This is a genomic window from Segatella baroniae B14 (assembly GCF_022024235.1).
In the GTDB taxonomy this organism is placed as follows: Bacteria; Bacteroidota; Bacteroidia; order Bacteroidales; family Bacteroidaceae; genus Prevotella; species Prevotella bryantii.
Genome location: NZ_CP091799.1, coordinates 970,466 through 993,491, shown reverse-complemented (window position 1 = coordinate 993,491; position 23,026 = coordinate 970,466). Strand labels below are relative to the sequence as shown.

Annotated in this window: 21 protein-coding genes and 2 pseudogenes; 12 read left to right on the top strand and 11 right to left on the bottom strand. The window is 44.7% G+C overall.

Annotated elements, in window-relative coordinates:
- Positions 1–107: 107 nt before the first annotated feature.
- The 4 genes and pseudogenes from L6469_RS14785 to L6469_RS04175 all read right to left on the bottom strand — a co-directional run.
- A pseudogene (locus tag L6469_RS14785) lies at positions 108–203 on the bottom strand (IS30 family transposase); the annotation flags it as partial.
- Complete coding sequence (locus L6469_RS04185) at positions 178–372, bottom strand: helix-turn-helix domain-containing protein (RefSeq protein WP_223918742.1); 195 nt, start codon at positions 370–372, stop codon at positions 178–180. The pseudogene L6469_RS14785 and the gene L6469_RS04185, both read right to left, overlap by 26 nt.
- 190 nt (positions 373–562) lie before the next feature.
- Entirely contained in the window at positions 563–817 is a 255-nt protein-coding gene (locus tag L6469_RS04180; RefSeq protein ID WP_039870545.1) for a hypothetical protein, read from the bottom strand.
- Between the two features lie 54 nt (positions 818–871).
- Entirely contained in the window at positions 872–1,810 is a 939-nt protein-coding gene (locus L6469_RS04175; RefSeq protein ID WP_039870543.1) for a helix-turn-helix domain-containing protein, read from the bottom strand.
- Positions 1,811–1,938: 128 nt separating this feature from the next.
- On the opposite strand from L6469_RS04175, the gene L6469_RS04170 reads away from it, so the two are divergent.
- From L6469_RS04170 to L6469_RS04150, 5 genes are read left to right on the top strand one after another with little or no spacing between them, the layout of a single operon-like run.
- Positions 1,939–3,213, top strand: coding sequence for a TolC family protein (locus tag L6469_RS04170; protein WP_039870600.1), 1,275 nt, complete (start codon positions 1,939–1,941; stop codon positions 3,211–3,213).
- Positions 3,214–3,217: 4 nt separating this feature from the next.
- Positions 3,218–4,117: an HlyD family secretion protein gene (locus tag L6469_RS04165; protein WP_006282609.1), complete on the top strand. Its 900-nt coding sequence runs from the start codon at positions 3,218–3,220 to the stop codon at positions 4,115–4,117.
- 16 nt (positions 4,118–4,133) lie between these two features.
- Positions 4,134–5,594 carry an ATP-binding cassette domain-containing protein gene (locus tag L6469_RS04160; protein WP_006282608.1) on the top strand — a complete coding sequence of 487 codons (1,461 nt, stop codon included), beginning with the start codon at positions 4,134–4,136 and terminating at the stop codon, positions 5,592–5,594.
- Between the two features lie 26 nt (positions 5,595–5,620).
- Entirely contained in the window at positions 5,621–6,721 is a 1,101-nt protein-coding gene (locus tag L6469_RS04155) for an ABC transporter permease (protein ID WP_006282607.1), read from the top strand.
- Positions 6,722–6,726: 5 nt separating this feature from the next.
- Positions 6,727–7,764: an ABC transporter permease gene (locus L6469_RS04150; protein WP_006282606.1), complete on the top strand. Its 1,038-nt coding sequence runs from the start codon at positions 6,727–6,729 to the stop codon at positions 7,762–7,764.
- Positions 7,765–8,006: 242 nt separating this feature from the next.
- Here the strand turns inward: L6469_RS04150 and L6469_RS04145 are convergent, their stop codons facing one another.
- The 3 genes from L6469_RS04145 to L6469_RS04135 form a co-directional block, all read right to left on the bottom strand.
- Entirely contained in the window at positions 8,007–8,873 is an 867-nt protein-coding gene (locus L6469_RS04145; protein ID WP_006282605.1) for an MBL fold metallo-hydrolase, read from the bottom strand.
- Positions 8,874–8,897: 24 nt separating this feature from the next.
- Complete coding sequence (locus tag L6469_RS04140) at positions 8,898–9,485, bottom strand: sugar O-acetyltransferase (protein WP_006282604.1); 588 nt, start codon at positions 9,483–9,485, stop codon at positions 8,898–8,900.
- Positions 9,486–9,627: 142 nt separating this feature from the next.
- Positions 9,628–9,930 (bottom strand): acyl-ACP thioesterase domain-containing protein, encoded by a 303-nt coding sequence (locus L6469_RS04135; RefSeq protein WP_039870540.1) that lies wholly within the window; start codon positions 9,928–9,930, stop codon positions 9,628–9,630.
- Positions 9,931–10,512: 582 nt separating this feature from the next.
- Here L6469_RS04135 and L6469_RS04130 point away from each other — a divergent pair.
- The 4 genes from L6469_RS04130 (at position 10,513) to L6469_RS04120 (ending at position 13,501) form a co-directional block, all read left to right on the top strand.
- Positions 10,513–11,049, top strand: coding sequence for a helix-turn-helix domain-containing protein (locus L6469_RS04130; RefSeq protein ID WP_039870536.1), 537 nt, complete (start codon positions 10,513–10,515; stop codon positions 11,047–11,049).
- Positions 11,050–11,192: 143 nt separating this feature from the next.
- Complete coding sequence (locus L6469_RS14780) at positions 11,193–11,285, top strand: IS3 family transposase (protein WP_074803116.1); 93 nt, start codon at positions 11,193–11,195, stop codon at positions 11,283–11,285.
- 60 nt (positions 11,286–11,345) lie between these two features.
- Positions 11,346–12,659: a hypothetical protein gene (locus L6469_RS04125; protein WP_143067158.1), complete on the top strand. Its 1,314-nt coding sequence runs from the start codon at positions 11,346–11,348 to the stop codon at positions 12,657–12,659.
- Positions 12,660–12,685: 26 nt separating this feature from the next.
- Positions 12,686–13,501, top strand: a complete 816-nt coding sequence (locus L6469_RS04120) for a hypothetical protein (RefSeq protein WP_006282601.1) — start codon at positions 12,686–12,688, stop codon at positions 13,499–13,501.
- Between the two features lie 360 nt (positions 13,502–13,861).
- Here the strand turns inward: L6469_RS04120 and L6469_RS04115 are convergent, their stop codons facing one another.
- The 4 genes and pseudogenes from L6469_RS04115 to L6469_RS04100 all read right to left on the bottom strand — a co-directional run bounded on the left by L6469_RS04115 (position 13,862) and on the right by L6469_RS04100 (position 18,292).
- The gene (locus L6469_RS04115; RefSeq protein WP_039870530.1) at positions 13,862–14,200 is read right to left on the bottom strand and encodes a hypothetical protein; all 339 of its coding nucleotides are present in this window, start codon (positions 14,198–14,200) and stop codon (positions 13,862–13,864) included.
- A gap of 76 nt (positions 14,201–14,276) precedes the next feature.
- Positions 14,277–14,839: pseudogene (locus L6469_RS04110) on the bottom strand (recombinase family protein).
- A gap of 140 nt (positions 14,840–14,979) precedes the next feature.
- Entirely contained in the window at positions 14,980–16,308 is a 1,329-nt protein-coding gene (locus L6469_RS04105) for an McrC family protein (RefSeq protein WP_006282600.1), read from the bottom strand.
- Positions 16,298–18,292 (bottom strand): McrB family protein, encoded by a 1,995-nt coding sequence (locus L6469_RS04100; RefSeq protein WP_006282599.1) that lies wholly within the window; start codon positions 18,290–18,292, stop codon positions 16,298–16,300. Before L6469_RS04100 ends, L6469_RS04105 begins: the two co-directional genes overlap by 11 nt.
- A gap of 994 nt (positions 18,293–19,286) precedes the next feature.
- Here L6469_RS04100 and L6469_RS04095 point away from each other — a divergent pair.
- The 3 genes from L6469_RS04095 to L6469_RS04085 all read left to right on the top strand — a co-directional run bounded on the left by L6469_RS04095 (position 19,287) and on the right by L6469_RS04085 (position 22,958).
- A complete protein-coding gene (locus L6469_RS04095; protein WP_039870528.1) occupies positions 19,287–19,874 on the top strand; it encodes a hypothetical protein in 588 nt (195 codons plus the stop codon).
- 57 nt (positions 19,875–19,931) lie between these two features.
- The gene (locus L6469_RS04090) at positions 19,932–20,312 is read left to right on the top strand and encodes a hypothetical protein (RefSeq protein ID WP_006282598.1); all 381 of its coding nucleotides are present in this window, start codon (positions 19,932–19,934) and stop codon (positions 20,310–20,312) included.
- 1,383 nt (positions 20,313–21,695) lie between these two features.
- Entirely contained in the window at positions 21,696–22,958 is a 1,263-nt protein-coding gene (locus L6469_RS04085) for an ATP-binding protein (protein WP_006282597.1), read from the top strand.
- The last annotated feature ends 68 nt before the right edge of the window (positions 22,959–23,026 follow it).

Here is a 23,026-nt window from a genome sequence, read left to right as displayed (position 1 = left end):
TATTTTATGTAATCTGATTCAATTATTTATTCACGAATTCAACATGCAAGTGCAAATTTAGTTTATATTCTTCATAAAGCACTTTTTTGGTGTTGAAAAGTTGAGTTTTGCTCTTGGCTTATGCGTTCAAACGTTGTTGATTTTGGTATGTACTGTCTGATTAATCCATTTATATTCTCAATAGCTCTCTTCTGCCATGAAGATAAATGCTTTCATGAGAGATAAATATCTCATATTTAGCAAGATGTCCTGAAATCTGCTCTGGAGACCATTGCTCTTACGCTTCAATTTGCGTGAAATGGTACTTGGACTCACTTTTATTGCAGTTGCAATCTGCTTTTTATTCATTCCGTTTTGGAGTAAGATAAAAATTGTGTACCTTTATGTGTGGCTCATTTGATTTTGCAAAAGTAATAAAAAACATTATATAGGTTTAGTTTAGGTTATGGATATTTAATATGGGAATAAACTAACCCATGCTCTGTACTATCAAATCGATCTGTCCGTCTTTCTCTTTTGGACGGCACAAGTTGACTACTATAATTAATTCTGTTGTCATTTTCTATTGCTTGTGTGCCCTGAAATAGAGCATGGCTCCTTCCACATGGAAGTTGGGTATTTTATAATAGGGTTCCAATCGCTGACGCACGTCTATTGCTATGACTAGAGTAGCCGGCTTCGCGAGCATGGTGTAATGTCCCATAGCAGTCTCTCCGGCCATCAAACTTTCTTCGGGCTTTGTGGCGATGGATATTTTGTCTTTATCCTTACAAAGTTTCTTTAATAGTAGAGTAGGTTCCTTTATTGAAATCTTCATTTATGCCTTTTCCGACGCAAGCGAGTCACATTTACTTTTCAATACAAAAGTTACTCAACTGATAGATTTATACTCGCCGGGAGTCATGCCGGTGAGGCGACGGAAGTATTTTGAGAAGAATGAGGGGTTGGCAAAATGCATCTCATCGGCAATTTGCGCTGCCGGCTTGTCCGTGTGGCGCAGTTCTATTTTGATGCGTGTGATGAGGGCACGGTCAATCCAGTCTTTGGCAGTGGTACCGCTGGCTTGGCGGATGATGGTGCTCAGGTAGCGCTCAGTTAGGCACATGCGGTCGGCGTAGTATCCTATCTGATGATGTTCGGCACAGTGTTGGGTAACTAGTTGGAGGAATCGGTCGAAGATGGACTGCTCGCGTGAACGACTGCTGGCCAGCTGGTCAGTCTGCCGATGGAATAGCTGGTTGTAGTGATGCATCTGGGCAGCTACGAGGGCTGTGACGGTGGGACGATGATAGTCGTCGGAGGCATGAACCGTTTGCCAGATGGCATCCATAATATGTATAGCTGTAGTGATATCTTCTTCACCGGCAGGTATCTGGAAGTCGCGCACCTGTCCGTTGAAGGCCGACGGCATCTGTCCCTGTGCAAAGGGCATGGGGAAGTTAGAAAAAAGTCCCATTCCGAAGATGCGGAGGTCAGGCGACAGACGCTTGGGATGGATGATGGTTCCAGGACCGATATAGGCGAGTGTACCGCTCGTAAGGTGGCGGTCTTGCAGGTTGATGGTAATTTCAGCCTCGCCGTTCATGATGATGCCCAAACGGTGATCATTGATGGTAAAAGGTGGCTTTTGGCGCATCAGCAGACTGAACACCGTGCTGTCGCCGTGGACCATTGCCAGTTCGCTATTCATGAATACATGCTCTCGGATCTGCGAGAGGTGTGGTGTGAGGATGTCACGTATTCGTGTGGCATCCATCAGTTGCGGTTGTCTGTTCATAATACGTCCTTTTTTGTTGGCAAAGATAATCATTTCCCGAGAAACAATGCTCTGTTTATGTATAAATCGAACAAAAAGAACATTTGCCCATTCTTACAGATAACACCACGATGAAAAAAACATCGTACTTTTGCATCCGGAATTCAATGACAAAAGATGATATGAAGAAATTGTTTTTAGCTTTGACGATGTTGCCCATGCTGGCATTGGGGCAGACGCTGGAAGAGTGTCAGCAGGCAGCAGAGAAGAATTATCCGCTGATACAGCAGTATGGACTCATCGAGAAGACCACACAGCTGACTGTTGCCAATATCCAGAAGGGTTGGCTGCCGCAGGTGTCGGCATCCGCACAAACCACGTATCAGAGTGATGTGACGGCTTGGCCTAACGAGATGAAAACGATGATGAGCGGTATGGGCATCGACATGAAGGGGCTGACGAAGGATCAGTACCGTGTGGGCATCGATGTGCAGCAGACCATCTATGACGGAGGCGTCATCAGCAGTCAGAAACGCATAGCCCGTGAACAGGGCAAGGTGCAGGCAGCACAGAATGAAGTCAATATTTATAATGTTCGCAGGCGCGTGAACGAGATGTTTTTCGGGCTGTTGCTGATTGACGAACAGATCAAGTTGAACACCGACTTGCAGACACTGTTGGCAGGCAACGAACGCAAACTGGAGTCGATGACCAAACGGGGCACAGCTGCCGAGAGCGACTTGCAGAATGTGAAGGCAGAGCGTCTTAACGCGATACAGAAAGCCACCGAACTAGCATCGCAGAAGCAGATGTTACAGCGCATGCTGAGTACATTCTGCGGCATAGAGATAAATAACATACAAAAACCGCAAGTGAAGGCAGAAGGCGGAGGGCTGACAGCAGAAAACCGTCGTCCGGAACTGAAGGCGCTGGATGCACAGATAGGCGTGCTGAATGCTCAGGAGAAAGCACTCAACGCAGCGCTGATGCCGAAGGTAGGCGTGTTTGCTCAGGGCTTCTACGGTTATCCGGGCCTGAATATGTTTGAGGATATGATGCGCCACAAATGGAGCTTGAACGGCATCATCGGTGCACGGGTAACGTGGAACATCGGTGCCCTCTATACTCGCAAGAACGACAAGGCAAAACTGCAATTGCAGCGTGATATGACAGAAAACAGCCGGGAGGTATTCCTCTTCAATAACAACCTGGAACAGATTCAGCAGCACGAGAATATTGCACGCTATCAGAAGCTGATGGCTCAAGACGGAGAGATTATATCGCTGCGACAGGCTGTGAGAAAAGCGGCAGAGTCGAAGCTGGCACACGGCATCATCGATGCGAACGACCTGGTGCGCGAAATTAATCAGGAGCATGCTGCCTGTGTGCAACAGTCAGTACACGAGATTGAAATGCTGAAAGAGATATATGACAATAAATATACGACAAATAATTAGGCATATGAAAAAGATATATTTACTGGCAGGTGTGGTGCTGATGATGTCTGCCTGCGGAAACAACGAGAAAGACTACGATGCTACGGGTATATTCGAGGCTACCGAAACGACTGTGTTTGCCGAACAGAGTGGGGCACTGCTGTCGTTCGATGTGAACGAGGGTGACATGATTGAGGCAGCTCGTCAGGTGGGGCTCATTGACACCACACAGACGTGGCTGGAGATTCAGCAGATGGATGCTACGAAGGCGGTTTATCAGAGTCAGAAGCCCGATATGGAACGCCAGATAGCTGCCACACGCCAGCAGTTGGCTAAGGCTCAGCAAGACGAGCAGCGCTACCGCGAACTGGTTGCTGACGGGGCTGCCCCCTCGAAGATGCTCGACGACGCTACGAGCCAGGTAAAAGTGTTGCAGAAGCAGTTGGATGCGCAGATATCATCGTTGAACACCAGCACACAGGCCCTCGACAAGCAGACAGCAGCTACCGATGTGCAGAAAGCGCAGTTGCAAGATATGCTCCGCCAGTGTCACATCATGACTCCCACCAAGGGAACCATTCTCGAGAAATATGTGGAGCGAGGTGAGTTCGTGAGTGTTGGAAAACCATTATTTAAGATAGCCGATACCGAGTCAATGAAACTGCGTGCCTATGTTACTTCTGCTCAGTTGCAGAATCTCAAGATTGGACAGAAGGTAAAGGTATTTGCTAACTATGGTGACGGGCAGCGCAAGGAGTATGCAGGTACGATCAGCTGGATATCGTCTCGTTCGGAGTTTACACCCAAGACTATTCTCACAGACGATGAGCGTGCCGATCTGGTGTATGCCGTCAAGGTAGCTATCAAAAATGATGGATTTGTGAAGATTGGTATGTATGGGGAAGTGAAATTAAGTGAAAAGTGAATAATTTGCTACTGCTATGGATGCTATTGTTGTTAATAACGTGTCGAAGTCGTACGGACGGGTGCAGGCACTCAGCGATGTGTCGTTTGCTGTTGGCAAGGGTGAGGTCTTCGGACTGATTGGCCCAGATGGTGCAGGAAAGACATCGATGTTTCGCGTCCTCTCTTCGCTGTTGCTGCCCGATGCAGGTACGGCGACAGTAGATGGCTACGATGTGGTGAAACAGATGCGCGAGGTGCGCTGCCGAGTGGGGTATATGCCGGGCAAGTTCTCGCTCTACCAAGACCTCACCATCGAGGAGAACCTGAACTTCTTTGCCACCCTTTTCGGCACTACCATTGATGAACGTTATGACAGTATCAAGGCCATCTACTCGCAGATAGAGCGCTTCAAAGACCGTAAGGCAGGGGCCCTCTCTGGTGGTATGAAGCAGAAACTAGCGCTCTCGTGTGCGTTGGTACACCAGCCCAGCGTCCTCTTTCTTGACGAGCCTACTACAGGTGTTGATCCCGTGAGCCGTAAGGAGCTGTGGGAGATGTTGCTGACGTTGAAGGAAAGTGGAATTACCATCGTGGCATCAACGCCTTATCTCGATGAGGTGCGTTGTTGCGAGCGCGTAGCTTTTCTGGACCAAGGAAAGGTGCGTGGCATTGGTACTCCTGATGATATCCTCACCCAGTTTGCCAGTATCTTTAACCCGCCAGACATTGAACACGAGAAAGACACAGAAGTAAAAGACGATAACGTCATCGAGGTGGAACATTTGGTAAAAGCTTTTGGCTCATTCCATGCCGTTGACGACATCTCGTTCAGCGTTAAGCGAGGCGAGATATTCGGATTCCTGGGAGCCAACGGTGCTGGCAAGACGACGGCGATGCACATGCTGACAGGACTGAACCAACCCACCAGTGGAACGGGTAGGGTGGTAGGTTTCGACATCCGCACGGAGTATGAGCAGATTAAGCGCCACATAGGCTATATGTCACAAAGGTTCTCGCTTTATGAAGACCTCACCGTTGCCGAGAATATCCGTCTCTTTGCCGGCATCTATGGCATGAAGGACGATGAGATTCGTCGCAAGACCGATGAACTCATGGAACGCCTGAAGTTCACGGAGCACAAGAACGACCTCGTTGGCTCGCTGCCATTGGGTTGGAAACAGAAGCTGGCCTTCTCCGTCTCTATCTTCCACGAGCCGGGCGTGGTGTTCCTCGATGAACCCACTGGTGGTGTCGATCCCGCCACACGCCGCCAGTTCTGGGAACTCATCTACGACGCTGCCCGTCGCGGCATCACCGTCTTCGTGACTACCCACTATATGGACGAGGCAGAATATTGCGACCGCATCTCTATCATGGTGGACGGCAAAATCAGCGCACTCGGCACACCCGATGAACTGAAACAGCGTTTCCATCAACCCGATATGGACCATGTGTTTACCTATCTGGCCCGTCAGGCCACCCGTAGTGACAGTTGAGTGTTTAGAATTTAGTATTTAGAGAAATGAAACAGTTTATAGCATTTGTAATCAAGGAAACCAAGCATATTCTGCGCGATAAGCGTACGATGCTGATACTCTTCGGCATGCCTGTGGTGATGATGCTGCTCTTCGGCTTTGCCATCACCACTGATGTGAAGAATGTGCGCACGGTGGTGGTCACGTCAGAGATGTCGCCCCGTACGCAGCAGGCCGTAGAACGACTGGCACAATCGGAATACTTCATTATCACGCAGACGGTGAACACCCCACAGGAGGCCGAACGGCTCATCCGCAGTCAGAAGGCTGATATGAGCCTCACCCCCAGCCCCTCTCCAAAGGGCGAGGGGAGTAGTAACCTTCAGTGGCAAATCATGGTTGACGGTAGCGACCCCAATATGGCTCAGCAATGGACCACATACGCCCAAAGCATACTGTCTCAGCCAATTGACGGCAAACACTATTCACTCCCATCGCCCTTTGGAGAGGGGCTGGGGGTGAGGCTCCTCTATAATCCCCAGATGCGTTCTGCCTATAACTTCGTGCCTGCCATCATGGGCATGTTGTTGATGCTCATCTGTGCCATGATGACCTCGATTTCGATTGTTCGTGAGAAAGAGAAAGGTACGATGGAGGTGCTGTTGGTGTCACCTGTACGCCCCTTAATGGTGATTATCGCTAAGGCAGTGCCTTATCTAGTACTGGCCTTCGGCATCCTTATCACCATCTTGTTGATGGCACGTTTCGTGTTGGGTGTACCGCTGGCTGGTTCGCTGTTCTGGATTCTGGCTGTGAGCACCCTCTATATCCTGCTAGCGCTCTCGTTAGGACTGCTCATTTCCAACGTGGCACAGACACAACTCGTGGCACTGTTGCTGTCGGCTATGGTACTGTTGATGCCTGTGGTGATGCTGTCGGGCATGCTGTTTCCGGTAGAGTCGATGCCAACGATTCTGCAATGGATATCAGCTATCGTGCCGCCTCGCTATTATATCGAGGCCATGCGCAAGCTGATGATTATGGGCGTGGGCATTGGCGAAGTGGTTCACGAGGTGGCTGTACTGGCAGGTATGACGGTGGTGCTGCTCGCCATTGCGCTGAAGAAGTTTAATGTAAGATTGGAGTAACTGATATGACACTTAAATATCTCATACAAAAGGAGTTCCTGCAGATACGTCGTGATGCGTTTCTGCCCAAACTCATTATCATGTTCCCTATCGTGATCATGTGCGTGATGCCGTGGGTGATGCAGATGGAAGTGAAGAATATCGTGGTAGACGTGGTTGACATAGACCGCACTGTGGAGTCACAGCGATTAGTACAGCAGATTGCTGCCTCCAACTACTTTATTTTCGGTGGACAGAAAAATACCTATGCTGAGGCCATGAAAGATATCGAAAAGGGTAGGGCCGATGTTATTCTCGAGATTCGTAATGGCAAGTATCTCATCGCTGCCAATGCCGTCAACGGCACCAAGGGGTCGATGGGCTCGGCCTATCTATCGCAGATAGTCCGTGCGCCAGACTCAACGTTCTCAGCTGCTTCCGTGCTTACCCTCTACAATAAGTTTCAGAACTACAAACTCTTCATGATTCCCGCCCTTTTTGCCATTGTGATGATGCTGATGACGGGCTTCCTGCCCACACTTAATATCGTCGGCGAGAAAGAGGCTGGCACCATCGAACAGATCAACGTCACACCCGTCTCCAAGTGGTCGTTCATCCTCGCCAAACTCATCCCTTACTGGCTCATCGCGCTGTTTGTCATCACCGTGTGCTTGCTACTGGTGTGGCTCGTCTATGGCATCACCCCAGCTGGTCCCGTGTGGCTCATCTACGTGCTTGCCATGCTGCTGGCGCTATTCTTCTCTTCTTTCGGACTCATCGTGTCCAACTACTCCGACACCATGCAGCAGGCCATGTTCGTGATGTGGTTCTTTGTGGTGAGCATCATGTTGCTGTCGGGACTTTTCACCCCTACGCGATCCATGCCCCAGTGGGCGTATCTTACCACCTATATCAACCCCATGCACTACTTCATTGATGCAATCCGCACCGTCTTTATTCGTGGTGGAGGCCTGCACGAAACTGCCCACCAGGTCTTAGCCCTTGCGGGCATCAGCACACTGATGGGATGTTGGGCGGTGCAGAGCTATAAAAAGAATTCATAAGGTTGATGCTGCAGATCTTTGTGACAATAGTTTATTTAATATGTTGATGTTTTGACATGTGTGAATATCCACAGATCGTTAGTGTGTTCTATATTTGAGAATTATAAATTCGGCAGTAAACTAAAATTACCGCCGAATTTATTTTTTTAGAATTGTTATTATTCCATCTTAACGATAGCCTCAATCATTTTCTTCGAAGACATCTTGGCATAGTTCTGTTAATGTCCTGGCGGCTGAATTATTCATCTAGCTTCGTTTATTGTACCTGCAAAAAATGGCTGAAGCTGTTTGCCCATCACGCCCTTCATTACCTCAAATACATTATCACCTGTGCAATGGCTTGTATAGAACCGTGTCGTTGGATATTGTTCTTTCAGTCTTTCTGCCAGTTCCTGTAGTTCTTCTTCCGATTGACTTTGTCGACTTCCGTCACGACTCGGCCGTTCAATCGAGCTTGACGGCTCTCGTTGCTCCGGAAGTTCCTGACCATCGAGTAAGTGAAAACCACCTACTACAAAATTTACAGGATAAGGGCAAGCAGCAAGAATATTCTCCAGTCCACTATGAGCGCAGCCTGTAAATAGCAGACCATCGACATACAAGGCCAACTCATGACGAAAATCGTCGTGAATATAATCTCCATTGACATCCTGCACATAGAGGTTTTGATTCCCCTTGGGCATTGGATGATTCTGAGGGATATGGGCAATCACATGGATATCTTCTTCTATCTCACAGGTTTGGTCTATCAAGATAAGTCTGTTTTCGTCTATCTCCGGCCACTCCGTGGTAATGCTATGCAGATTACCTCGTTTGGAAAAGAACATTCCGCTCATAGCATCAGGTGAGACAATGACTTGAGCCTGTCGATTATGCTCCAAGAAATATCGTAAGCCTCCTGCATGATCACTATGTCCGTGAGAAATGAAAACATAATCCACATCACTAAGATTTACACCCAGCAACTCTGCATTTTGGATAAACACATCACTTGCTCCAGTATCAAGCAAAATCTTGTGCCGCTCTGTTTCCAACAGGATAGAAAGCCCATGCTCTGTGGATAGACGGCTATCGCTGCTTCGATTATCTGATAATACAGTCCACTTCATTTGCTGAACGAAATTCTGTTTATACTAAACAATAAAACCGACTTTGTCCTTATCTGTAATTTCTCTTATGACACGACAGGGATTACCTGCTGCCAGTACTCCTGACGGGATATCATGTGATACGACGCTTCCAGCGCCGATGACACTATCGTCACCTATGGTAACGCCACTAAGAATAGTGCTACCACCGCCTATCCAAACTCGGTTGCCTACGGTAATAGGTTCGGGAATCAAGGCGCCTGCTATACGCTCTGCGGAATCGAGTGAATGGTTGGCAGAATACATACTTACGTTAGGTCCCAGCAACGTGTTATTACCTATCGTTATCTGACCGCAATCCAAGAGTGTGCATCCGAAATTGATATATACATCACTCCCGATGGTGATGTTCTTGCCAAACTCACATGTAAAGTTCGGCTCTATCCAAACTCGTTCACCTATTTTTTTGAAGAGCCTTCGCATGATGTCCTGACGACGTTCGGTTTCTTCGTCCTCGGTACGGTTAAACTCTTTAAACAACTTTTTTGCTTTAACTCTCAGGTCGAACAAATCTGCATCAAAATCATTGTATATCTGATGCTCCTGCATCTTATCCCATTCTGTCATATTCATTAAATTAACTATTTGTTGTATTCTTTATTATAGGTTATAAACGTTTTTTGATTCTATTCATCCGGTTGCTGACCGTCGTGGGCTTTCCAGGCACATTCGGTTATCTCATGATGTTTATTATCTTCATAATCGAATTACTGTGTCATTTATTGAACTCAATGATAGCACTCACTTCACTATTGCGGAATCCGAACATGGGCTTCATGCCATAGACGGAGGTTGTCACCGTCAACTCTTCTTTGTAGTCAGGCACACGGATAATCTCAACCTGTCGTGTTGCCAAGAGCTGCGCCATATTTTGCTGCAAGAAGTAGTCCTTGACCTCCGGCTCGCTGTCAATCCACATCTCTGAGCAGTCCTGCATCATCTGGAGAGCGGAGTAGAGTTTCAGCTTTCCTTCGCTGTCGCAGGTGCTTGTCGTTACCTTATATTTTAAGCTGTACATATAGATTATATGCAGATAAATTGGAATTTACTTGTTTTTGGATGATGTATATCTGGGGGCAAAGGTAATCATTTTTTTTGCATTTCTGAAAGCAAAACGGCGTTTTTGCCAGAGGACGCTGCGTTTTGGCTACGAATGAAACCATGCCAAAGCACAAACAAGTTTGACTTTGGTCATTTGGCTTAACGAAAATATTCTTATTCCGACTTCCTCATTGATGACTTTTCCGGGCGAAGCGAGTCACACTTACTTTTTCCGTCGCAAAGTTAGTGCAAGCCGTATTCTGCAAGTACCAGGTGCCTTATTCCCTGAATTTTTTCAAAAACTTTTTGCCGTCTACAGGGCATCCAATAAAAACTTTTCCTGGCCCAAGGGTGAAATAATTCGGTAAATCCTTGCATTCCCATACTTCCCTTGCCAACTCTTAAAGCAACGTTAAGAAGTTTTTTATGGTTCATAAAATAGTGCGAATCAACTATGATGAAATTTTTTGTCCCTCGAAGAAAAAGTGTTACTTCGGGGGACAGATGGGGGACAAAACTGAAGTGAACCCAGAAAGTTGGACAAAACTGAAAGGTTCAAATGAAAAAAGAATTTAGTTTAGAAGAAAAGATATCCGCAATTGGGTTGGTATTCCAAGGCGAATCTGCCCGTTCAGTGTCTCGTAAACTCCACTTAGGTCATCATACTCTATATGAGTGGATAGAAAGTTACAAACTCCTTGGCATTGAAGGTCTAAAATTCAAGCGGAAGAAGAAAAAGGGGCTCTCATATGAAGATAAATGTAAAATAGTTCGTGAATATCAGGAAAGTGAATTAACTTTGTTCCAGCTTTCAGCCAAATATCAATTGTCAAGCTCGTTAATTGGCAATTGGGTTAAATTGGTTGAGCAAAATGGATTTGAAGCACTGGAATCTCGGCGATCCAGGTATTTCCAAACAGGTGAGCATATGGTTAAACGGCTACCTAAAGAAGAGTACGAAAAGGAGAATGAGCGTCTTCGCAAGGAGAACGAACGCTTAAGACTAGAGAATCTCCTGCTAAAAAAAGTGAGAGCCTTAGTCGAGGAAAGAGAAGCTCGAAACAGAGCGATTGGGAATGGGCCATCGAAGAACTAAGGCGTAATGAGCATGCAGATTTAGCTGTCCTGCTGGAGCTCAAGAAGATGGCGCGTAGTACATTCTCTTTGGTCTTATGAAATCGGAACTGCTGTATTCTGGGAAGTACACATCAGCAGACACCTTCATCAAAGACCTGATAGATTATATACTATAATAACGAGAGAATAAAACTGAGGCTTAATGGCATGTCGCCCATACAATACAGGAAGATGCTTACAGCTTCGATTGTTTAACTGTCCAAACTTTGGGGTTCACTTCAGTAAAAGTCCCCGTGTGATGATATAAGAGAAGATATGAAAGAACTGTATTTTTTTGATGAGACATTCTACTGGCTCCGCTCCGGCAGGCGGGCCACGGTGATAGAGGCTGAATGTGAACTGACGCAGAGCGTGCGGCCAGATGAACTGCGGGCGGCGGTGGTGAGCGCCCTGAGGGTATACCGCAACTTTAGGGCACGCCCCGTCATCGTGGACCGCCGGTTCCTCGTGGAGGACTCCGAGGCGGAGCAGGTCGCAGTGGTAAGTGAAGCCGACGGACTGCCCCGGCACCTTGGCACTAAGGAGACCGGGGGCCTGATGCTCTATGTCAGTTACAGCGAGCGTCGCTTCACGCTCCATGTGTTCCACGGACTGGCCGACATGCGGTCCATCTGCGGCTTCCTCGGGACCGTGCTGAGGTTCTATTGTCAGGTGGGCGGCGACAGTCTGCCTGCTGCCGACAGCATGGACACCTTCCCCTGCCACGAGCACATCCTCGGGGGAGGCACACCGGGAGCGCCTGAGGGTAAGTTCGTCCCCCAGGAGCACGACATCTTCCATCTGCCCGAAAGGCTGTTCAGCACGAGGACCACGCGGCAGCACATCATTGACATCGACGTGCCACTGGCCCCGCTGCTGGCCTTCGCCCGCGAGAGCGGCAGTTCGGTGGTGCCGGCCTTGAATGCCGTCATAGGCCGGGCCATCCGCCAGCGCTACGACGTGGGGCAGAAGGAGATAGTGTGCTACACGCCCAAGGACCTGCGCCCAGTGTTCCGTTTCGAGACCAGCGGCAATGGCGCCATTCCCTTCTCGCTCCCCTATACGGCAGAGACCGACCGCCTGTCGGCAGGCGAGAGGGCCAGGCGGCTGCGCGAGGAGATGATGGTGCAGACCCGTCCGGAGAACCTCTACGCCACAGTGGCCCAGTTGCGGGCAGACTTCGACCAGATATTCGCCGCGCCGCTGCCCGTGACAAAGGTGTCGTCTATGGTCGTCAAGAGCGGCAGGCAGAAAGACTCCGCCTTCTGCACCTACGGCATATCCTACGCAGGGCATCTCAGTTTCTCCGACTATCAAGGCGAAGCAAGGTGCGGCGATGCCATCGCCCGGCAGGTGCAGGCCGTGGGTGTCAGTGCCGGCTCCTATTCCTATCCGCTATGGATCATAGCCTGCGAGTATAAGGGCATCCTCCGCATGAGGCTCGTGCAGTCGTTTGAGAGCGACCGCCTGGCCAACGTCATCCACCAGGAACTCGCCGCCCTCTTCCCCGGCACGGCCTACACCGACCGCGGACATCACGACTTCGACTCGTTCCCCTTAGGCAGCGTTCCCCGTAAAGACAATAAGTAAGTATAAGCATTTAAACAAAAACATTCATGAGAAAGATGATGAATTGGGTGCTCGCCGCCTTCTTCATTTGCGGCGCAAGTGCATTCACATCGTGCAGTAATAACGATGACAATCCGGTAGTTGATAACAGCCTCGCCGAAAAGATTGTCGGCAAGTGGATTCATGCCGACACCGACGGGGAAGCGGTCACGACTGACATGAAGTCGGTCTATACCTTCACGAAGGATGGCGGCTCCGCGCTGAAGGGCTTCTACAGCATGTCGAAGACGGAGAGCGGCGTGTGGGCCTACAGGCAGGAGACCGACGTGACCATCAGCGGCAACACCATCACAATGACATCGCGCCTGGCCGACGGACAGCAGTCGGTGGTAGAACTGACCGCTGTCACCGTCAGCGGCGACGACCTGCGCTTCACCGCTAAGACCACGCTCTCGAAGGACGGACAGGTGACAGCCACCTACGGCCCGCGCCAGGAGCGCTTCACCCGTGCCGAGGCCGACTACACTGAGGCCGTTGTGGGCCTCTGGGAGATCACCTTCACCAGCGACAATCCCGAGTATGAATCTTCTGTGCCTTACCGCGAACTGTACCGCAACGACGGCACTGCCAGTTTCTACGACCTCATCGACGGCCAGTGGGTGGAGGAGGAGACAACCTACAACGAATACTTCGCCGACGGCCCCCTGTTCTGCTTCCGCTGGCAAAAGTCGGGACAGGAAGGGCGGCACGAGAACTGGGAAATCGTCTCCTGCACGGGCAGCGAGATGGTCAATAAGGCCTTCCACCGACGCGCCGACGGCTCCACTTACACCATCACCGCGCACTTGAAGAAAGTGGAATAACAAAATAAAAAAGTTGAGAAGCGTTATGGATATGTTCAAGGCCCTGTCGGATTAGCCGTAGTAGCATTAATTGTCATTGTAGGTGGAGGTATCTATCTTATATTACGTCCATTGGTTTTATGGTATTTCAAAATATACTCGATAGAGTCTGAATTACAAGAGAATAATGCTTTATTAAGGGGTATTCTTGATGAATTGGCCAAAAAGAATGTACAAACGCCATCTTCTAACCAACCAAAAGAAGACTATAGTAAGTATATGCCAAGGTAAAAAGGAAATGGTCAAATGTAAGGTTGAAAAATATACGTTTTTCTATATTATTGCTTTAGTTTACTCCGCTTTATATATAAGTGGAGTAAACTAAACAATATTAATGAATATGTCTTTTCCCTTTAATGCAACATCAACCTTGTCTTTTTCTGCTGTCACAACCATATATTCATGCTGAATATTTAAGAATATTTCAATGAAAGAATATTTGATTATTGGATGCTTCAGTAGATTTGCAAGAACAAGACTATGTCCTGTTTCCTTGAAACGACCTCGACAAGCGGCTTCAATAACATTCAGATGAAATGGTCTCATTGACAAATGTCTTGAGGTTATCTCATCAACATGCTTTGATAAGAGTATTCCTTCTTTATAATATTTAAGCCTACATTGAAAAAGCCGATTTGAGAGTCTTAATGCTTCTTCCATAATTATATGCTTTGATCTTTTACCAAAAAAAGATGTTTTAATTTTTCATGCTCTAATCTTCAATGTCTTGACTTGTTTACTTTGTGTCTCTTTTCTTGATAGGTCCGGAGTGATTGCCTCTGTTGAGCTTGATTCCGTGCTTGTTGAGAATGCGGAAAACGGAACTTCTACTTCTAAATCCGCTGGCTCTCCAGATTTCATCTATCGGATGTCCTGCAACATAGAGGTTCACAACAGTCTTCTCTCTATCGAGCTTCTGCATCTTGCTGGCAGAAACAGGAGGCAGAGATACAATCATCTTCTCCTGCAGCTTGATTACATGCTCTGCAGATTTCCTGAGAGCAAGTACTTCGTCGGGCAGGGAACCCATCTTACCAATACGTCTGATGGCTTGGTTTCCGGAAACAGGATGTTGCTGGAGTCAATCCGGTCGTGGATGCTGATGATGCGAATGACCTTGACCCGGCAGAATTCCAGGAATATTGCCAGTTCACGACTGCCACGCAAGGCGTTGGAAAATTTCGGAATCACCAGTTCATCGCCTCTTTGCAATGCTGCCATGAGTTGTTTCCACAGCGGTCTGTGGCGTTCGTTATCATCACTTTCCTCGATGATTCTTACACAACCGAACTCGTTCATCCTTCTATTAATGTTTAACTTCTGATGCAAAGGTATGAATTGATTGTGCAGTCTATCTGCACAATCAAAAGAATATGCAAAAGTGATAGAAAAAAGCAGAAAGAACTGTTTCTTCCTGCTTTAATATGTTATTTGACCAATTATAATTGTCTTAATGTATCTACAAAGAATGCTTCTTTTGCTTTCATCTTTTCACAGAAGTCTGCATAAGAAGTGGAGGTATGACAAATCTCAACACCTAATATATATAGTGATGCAGATGAGTTTTTCAATCGTGATTTTGGAATTTTCTGCAGTCTTTCAGTCAAAGGAGCTATAAAAACTCCTTTTGAGGCCTGTAAGTTATTGATGTATGTAATTAACTGATGAAGGTCATTGCGATTAACTTTTGAAACTTTTTCATAACTTTCAAGCTTCTTGTATTTTGCATCGAGAACAATATCTTCTTTATAGAAATCTGGATAACGGATTCCACTATGATCTTCAAACAAATAGATGCCATCTTTATGTTTCTTGTTTTCAGGATGCTTGAAGCCCTCTTTTTGTAGAATGGTATTCAGATACTCTTCCCAAAGCCAGGCTCCATCAAACAGAATACCACAAATTTCCTCATCAGTTTCTCCGTACTTTACTTCTTCCATTCTTAGAATTTGTAAGCAAAGGCATTGCAGGGGCTGGTATTCCGTATAGTAAGGATGACTCTTATGTCTAAGGTTCTTACCAATAATTGCACCACGCTCATTTTTGTTATATGAAGGAGTTAGTGAAATTATGGATTTTACATTGTCTATAGTTTCCTGATCTAAACCTAATACGGATTGACCATATCTCTTTGACTTCATAAACTCAATTGTATGACGGATTAACTCTGTCATGTCATTGTCATAGGTATATTCACGAGTGGAGTATGCTACATTTCCTGCAAACGGAATGTTTTGGGCAATATGGCGTCCACAGTCAATAGTACCTTTTAATTTTGAGTCGTTATGTTTGAAGTTATGATACTCTCTGTATATGCCCTGGCGCATTGCGTTCCTTAGCAAGTGAGGGAACATAAACATAATAAAGTCAAATACATCCTCTTTTTCGTTATTATGATTAAGGTCAAAGAGATTGAATGAAAAGACTTTTTGAAGCATGTAATGTAAGAGATAATCATCACGTCCTTCGTCAAAACGGGATTTAATTTTTATCTGCAGGTTTCCTACACCGATAAACCCCATCACATTTCCTGTGGTAATACGTACCTTTTCAGGGTCACTTGTATTTAGAATGGTCATAACAGAAGCTTCACCGACTTTGTCGTCAGAATCCTCTATACTATAGGGGAATATTAGCAGATTCTCATTTTCATGACATAATTGAGCTATTGTCTTGTCGGCAATAGGGAATAAAGCTGAGACATCTTTACGAAGAAATGTCCCAGCTTTCACCTGTCCAATATTGTTGTCTGTTAAGTTAATTCTCATCAACCAATTCGTTATCATTAATTTTTGAGTTGCTTTCTTTGGTATCGAAGTAAGCACTTCTCAACTTTTCCATGATTTCGTCTGATTTGCGGAAACCACGGCTATATTCTCTAAGCAGTGGTTCGATATTCATATCCCATAACTTTTCAAAGTTTCCACCATTATCACCCAACTTCAAGAAGTATGATGGTCCAACTTGATAGGCTGGGCCAAGCCCTTCAATCTTGGATATCTCATTATTCAATCTTGCCATTACACTCTTTGCCTTAGTAGCACATTCGAGTGTGTCGAGCATAGATTGTGTGTCTTCAGGCTTTATTTCCTTCCATGTGAATCTGCGACGCATAGCAAAGTCCATGCTCTCGATACTACGGTCTATATCATTCATTGTACCAAGAATGAATACGTTTTCCGGAATATAAAATCCTTCTGCAAATACATCTGTTTCAGGGACAAGGTTCTGATATTGAGTCTTTACTCGAATATCGTTCTTGCCTCTATAACCAGGGTCAATGGCATAGAATAATTCACCAAATATTTTTGAAGCCTCTCCACGATTGATTTCATCAATGATGAAAACAAAATCTTTTTTGACTACGTTACTTGCTGTTAATGTTGAAATGTTCTTTTGTTTGTACACTTCTTTAAGTACAGCCCAGTAAGCTGAAGCATGACAACCTCCGATAGCATCCCTTACAGCATCGCTAATGTTTGAAATATTGTTCAAAGACTCTGTTGTAGTAAATACTTTTGCAAGTTTTGCCAATCTGTCAAAAGAAACGGTATAAGTACGATTACTACTAGTTCCAGAAGTTTTCAGTTCTATGTTATTAAAGTCTGTAACCTTAACCACCTCCATGGATTTTCCGTTTGTTTTGAGCTTAAATTCATTCAAATCACCATTATTAATTTTATCAATAACTGTATTATATTTATCATTCAGTGATTTTTCTTCCGATAACTCAGTGAGAGTTTTTTTGCTGTCCTCCAAATTCTTGATAGCTTTTTTGCAAAACTCTTTAAAAATGCCATCTTTACGCTCAAATCCCATCTGTCCATCAGACATCATAATAGGTCGGAGCCCTTCTACAAAATCTGTATAGTCATAAGAAGGATGAAACTGCACAAAGCACATTTCGTTCTTACCGCATCCCATTTCTCTTGCTATGGTCTGAGCCATAAAGGTCTTACCGGTACCAGGAGCACCAGTCAGAACTAAGTTCTTGCTCTCTTTAAGCAAGTCAATATATTTTTGATCGTTGTCTATTTTTGTATCAACAAGTTTACTTTCAATGACTTTATTGTCTGTACCTGTGTTTTTTAATAATTCTCTATGATACCACAATACCGTTTGAGCAGTAAGTGGCATACTTTGAATACATCCATTTTTCTTTAATTCATTATTGATTGAGAAAATCAATTCCTCCTCTTTCTCAATCTCTGGAATAACATATTGTTTCAGTAACTCGTAAAAATGAACAAGTTTATGGCCTGTCTTTTGTGACTTAATCTCTAGAAGCTCACATAAATTCTTATAGACGTCATCTTTATAAAAAGTATATTTCTGAGGATTATGTAATGTCAAGAAACAGCTTATCAGGCGTTCATCGCACATTGCTCTTGTCATTTTACTGAACCTTGCTTTAATCTTATCATCCCATAATGTTTTACAACTATTTGTGAATTTTTCAATTCTTTCCTGTAAAAGGATATTTTCGTCAAATAGTGCTTTAAAGAGTTTACGGTACTCTTCTGGCTCATATTTCGCAAAACTTCTAATTGCGGTAATCTGCGAGCTATAGCATAGATTTTTTAGTACAAGAGACTTAATCTCTTTAGAAAAATCTACAGCATTAGGGTCTGGGTGTCCATTTTGTTTGGACACCAATTCCCATTTATATAATTCTTCTAAGTTAGAATCGCCATTTAGTCCATATTGGATTTGGTGATTCTTGAATAATGTGACTATATCTTTTAAATTCATTTCGTATCTTCTATTGTTACATCAAATTTTATATCCTGGTTCCTACATATGTCTATTTCTGTATCGTAGGTGATTGTGGATAGATCGTACATCTTTCGCTCGCCTGGATTGTTGTAAGATAAACCTTTCCCACGCAGAATCTACTTTCCGACGCAGAAGTTACTATCTGTAAATATAAGTGGCTGATAATCAGTGCAAACGCCTTTGTTTTAGGGTGCCTAAAGTGACTCCGAGGGACGGTGGGGGGACGTAAAATAGGCAAAAATCTGCAAATATGACTGCCGTCAAAAAATGAAAATGCAAACATCTGCAAAATCGATTTTCCAGTTCTTTGCACGTTTACACTTTTTAACGCAGAATTTTGCACATTCTTGCAATCGCTGAGAAGCGAGCAGCGAATGAATCTGTTGCGTTCTTTAGTGATGCTCATTGTCATTTATAACCCTTTTTATAGTAACGCAATTGGTGACCTTTTATTGCTCCATATAAGACGAATACGTTTTTGTCCCTGGGGGACAAATTCGAGTAGTGATTTGTCCCTCGTCAGCCTTCCGTCGTATTCGAGTTTGTCCCTTATAAAGTAATGCTGGTTTCGTAGCCGGAAGATAAAAGGTTTAGTTTAGGTTATGGATATTTAATATGGGGATAAACTAAACCGTTGCTTGTCCAAGTAAACCGAGTTCCCCTTCTCTCTCTTTTGGACGGCAAAAGATAATTATATCCTCAGAAACCTTCGTGCGCGTATGCGTATATATACAAGGTCTGCCGTTTCTGCTTTCGTGAGTTGATGAATTTAGGTTGCAAAGGTAACTGTTGTTCCTTCATCTACCCAAGGTGATCCAATGGTATGACTCTAAATCTCCACACCATACGGGTTGTATTTGGAGCCATAACCTTGTGCTGATGGTCACAACACCTTGTGAAGCAACATAATTTCTAATCACTCCCGAAAGTAGAGAAATCTACAGTAGGGAAATAAAAAAACATCGAGATTATGGCAAATCAAGCAACAACCACCTACAAGGTGACAGGCTCACGCAAAGCAGTGAACGACCTGTGGAGCATACTCCAAAAGATGGAGGTGAACAGTAAGAACATCTGGCTTTACCAGTTGGCAGAGCATTATGGCATCGACTACGAGACAAAGCAAATCAGTGTTCGTGGTCACATCTATTGGGCAGAGTATGAGGAAGACCCAGCCAATGACTACTATCTGCTATCCTTTGAAACAGAAACAGCATGGGATGCTTGCAACGAGTTATTCGAGGAGATTAACCATCTGCTATGGGATGAACTCTCTATCTCATACAGAGTCTGTGAATGTGGCTGTGAGGTCTATTATGTGCATGATGAAGGCGACTTCTTCCCTGAAGAGTGTGCCGTCAGCAGTTATGGAGCACCATTCGACGAAGCCTGTGAAGATGTCTATTCTACCGTAGAAAATGCCATCAAGGAATGGTGCAGCAAAACCGGTATGGAACAGGGAGAGCGTACTAATGAGCAGATGATGGACTTCATTAATGAGTACGAATACGAGGACACTGAGGTTTACTTCTACATCCGTAAGTTTACATTTGAATAATTCACAAGTGAGGGCATTTGTTGTCATAGCTTTTGCCTTCACATAAACACAATCAATATGAAACGTATAATTCCAATCGCCATTATTTCTCTTTTGATGGCAAGTACTATCGCTATGAGTTCCTGCAGCAACGAAGATCTGCAGGAACTGGTTGAGAATAATGAAACTCCAGTTACAGTATGGACGGAGCCATTCCACGTTAATGGAGCCTCTGTCGTTGATGTTAAGAGCTACATGGTATCAGCTATACCTGGACTCTCATTGACAGAGAATGCAACCAAGGCCAACATCCAACTGGTATATTCCAAGCCAGGAACGTCTGAAGGCATCCTTTATAGTTTCTCTCCAGTAGATGGTGGCTTGTACTCTGTGATAGATACGGAGCCTTCTACCATGATGAATGCGGTTCTGGAGAGACTGCATAATAGCTATACATAGGTTCCTGTATCATCAGAAGGGCTGTATATGTTCACGAATGCTGACCACACGATGGTCATTAGCGTCGCGAAGCTGTCTGATTCGTATTTCAACGTGAGCTATGACTTCGTGAGCTTGTAATCAGCAAAAAGAGTAGGAGAGTAGCCTGTTTACAAGGGCGGGGTACTTCCTTATTTTTTTTACGCACGCGCGACGTGGACGCCCGATGATTACACCATAGTCATGGGCAAATTATGGATCGTCCACTTTCCTCCTCCTTTTAATGCTTCGCCCCACACCAAGGATTGCGCCTGTTTTGACAACTGAGAGTCTTCGCATTCATGTCAGCAGAGCATGACGTGAGAGCGAAGACCCTCTTGCCAAAAGGAGCAAACAAGGACCAACTGTCTGGACTACCGTCAGGATTGGTGTCAAGCCACTGATGCAGCCAGCAGTTCATTCAGTCCATCCTTTTGATGTTTGCTCTGGCAGATGCAATCCTTTCCCGCCCAATTTCTTACAAGCAGCGATGCTGAGAGTTCTTTCTATCAAACTTACGCCCACGCCAGCTCAAGAATGGAATGACTGTTTGCCAAAGTAACTTCCCCTGCATGGTCAGCACAAGGCATGACTATGCAGAGAAAGACACTTCAGCAAAGGACTCGAACATGAAACGCTTTCTGTGAAAGCCATTCATCTGATAGTTCGAGACTGGCAGTGATCCCGTTCTTGGCTTACCCAGCCCTTTCTATCTTTTGAAAGCAAATGAATTTGAGTAGTCGCTTTTGAGGTTGCAAAAGCAATAAGGGAAAGAAGGGATGAGATAATTACCTCGTTCCCTGTTGTGCCAGTATCCGTTTTTTCAAGCACCAGGAATCAGATCAGCGGTCACGTCTGTAATCGCTTTCACCGAACCATCCGAAGATTCCCTTCAAATAGGTTTCAAAACCAATGCCACCACGAAGATGACAACGAGTGCGGTTAAATCATCCATATCTTAATAGCAGCAATGATATGACATCTACTGCTATACAAAATTACTCATTTTTGCGAGAATACCAAGTTAATATGAGGGATTATGGGGCTTGTATACGTTAAAATATCTGTTATTTTAGCGACTTTCTTACTTTGAGTCTTTATATAATTCTTGTGGACCAAGATTGGTTCTTGATTTTGAGAAAACGAAACTAAGTTCCACTAGATTAGGGATTTTTTGTTTAATTAGAAACAGAAGGCAAGTAAAATTGAAAATAAATGTAAACCCTTACTATATTTTGACTGCATTTATGTTAAAAAAGCGCCTAAATATAAAGAATATCGGTTGAAAATTTGTATGGATGAAGAGAAAAATATATTTTTGTAATCGTTAAAAACGTGTATTTACACAAAATAGACGAGTAAAGTATGGATATAAGTAGAGATAAGTACTTGAATCAACTTATTCACAGTTGTGGTAATGGTTTGATAAAGGTGATAACAGGCATGCGCAGATGTGGTAAATCATATCTGCTATTTACCCTTTTCAAGAACTACTTGCTTGGGCAAGGGGTAAAGGAAGATCATATTATTGGAGTGAATCTTGAAAATCGTCTGAATAAAAGTTTGCGAGATCCTGATGCTTTACTACAATATATCGATAAACGTCTATCAACAGATGGACAATATTATGTGATGTTAGATGAGGTACAGATGGTCAGCGAGTTTGAGGATGTTTTGAACTCATTTTTAAGCATCAGCAACGTAGACGTGTTTGTGACAGGTTCTAATGCTAAATTCTTATCGAAGGATGTTATTACAGAATTTCGTGGTCGTGGCGATGAAATACATGTACGTCCATTGACTTTTAAAGAAGTGGCAGATTTTCGTGGTAATTATTCACAAGAATTGATTCGTGAATATATGCTATATGGGGGGTTGCCTCAGGTTGTACTTGAAAAAGATATTAACAAGAAGGTTAACTACTTAGAGCAACAAATGGAACATACCTATTTGCGTGATATCAAAGAACGTTATGATGTGCGTCAAGATAGTGATCTTGCAGAACTGGTAGATATCATGGCATCATGTGTTGGTGGATTAACCAATCCTCCAAAGATTGCAGATACCTTCAAGAGTGTAAAGCAGAGTAGTATTTCAGTGGATACTATACGTCTCTACCTTGAATATATGGAAGATGCGTTCGTACTTGAACGTGCCACACGCTATGATATAAAGGGACGCAAATACATAGACTCTCCTTATAAGTATTATTTTGAAGACCTAGGTTTAAGAAATGCTCGTCTTGGTTTTAGACAGGTTGAGCCTACACACATGATGGAAAATATGCTTTACAATGAACTACGTGCTGTTGGCATGAAAGTAGACGTTGGCCAAGTATATACTGAGGTTAAGGACGTTGATGGTACTCGAAAGAGAAAAACTTTGGAGGTGGATTTTGTTTGCAACCGTGGGTATGAGCGAGTATATATACAATCTGCTTATGCGATGGAAACTCAAGAAAAACGTGATCAAGAACTTGCGTCTCTGCGTAAGCTTCGCGATGGATTCCGTCGTATTGTTATAGTAAATGGATTACAGCCTACTTACATGAATGAGGAGGGTGTATACATTGTAAATCTTATGGATTTTCTTCGAGAACCAGAGAGGTTCGTGGAATGGGGAATGTGATACTTAGTCTAGTTCTCCATCTTATTTCTGGATTTTGATGTTCGGAAATGTGAACAAGTGAATATTTT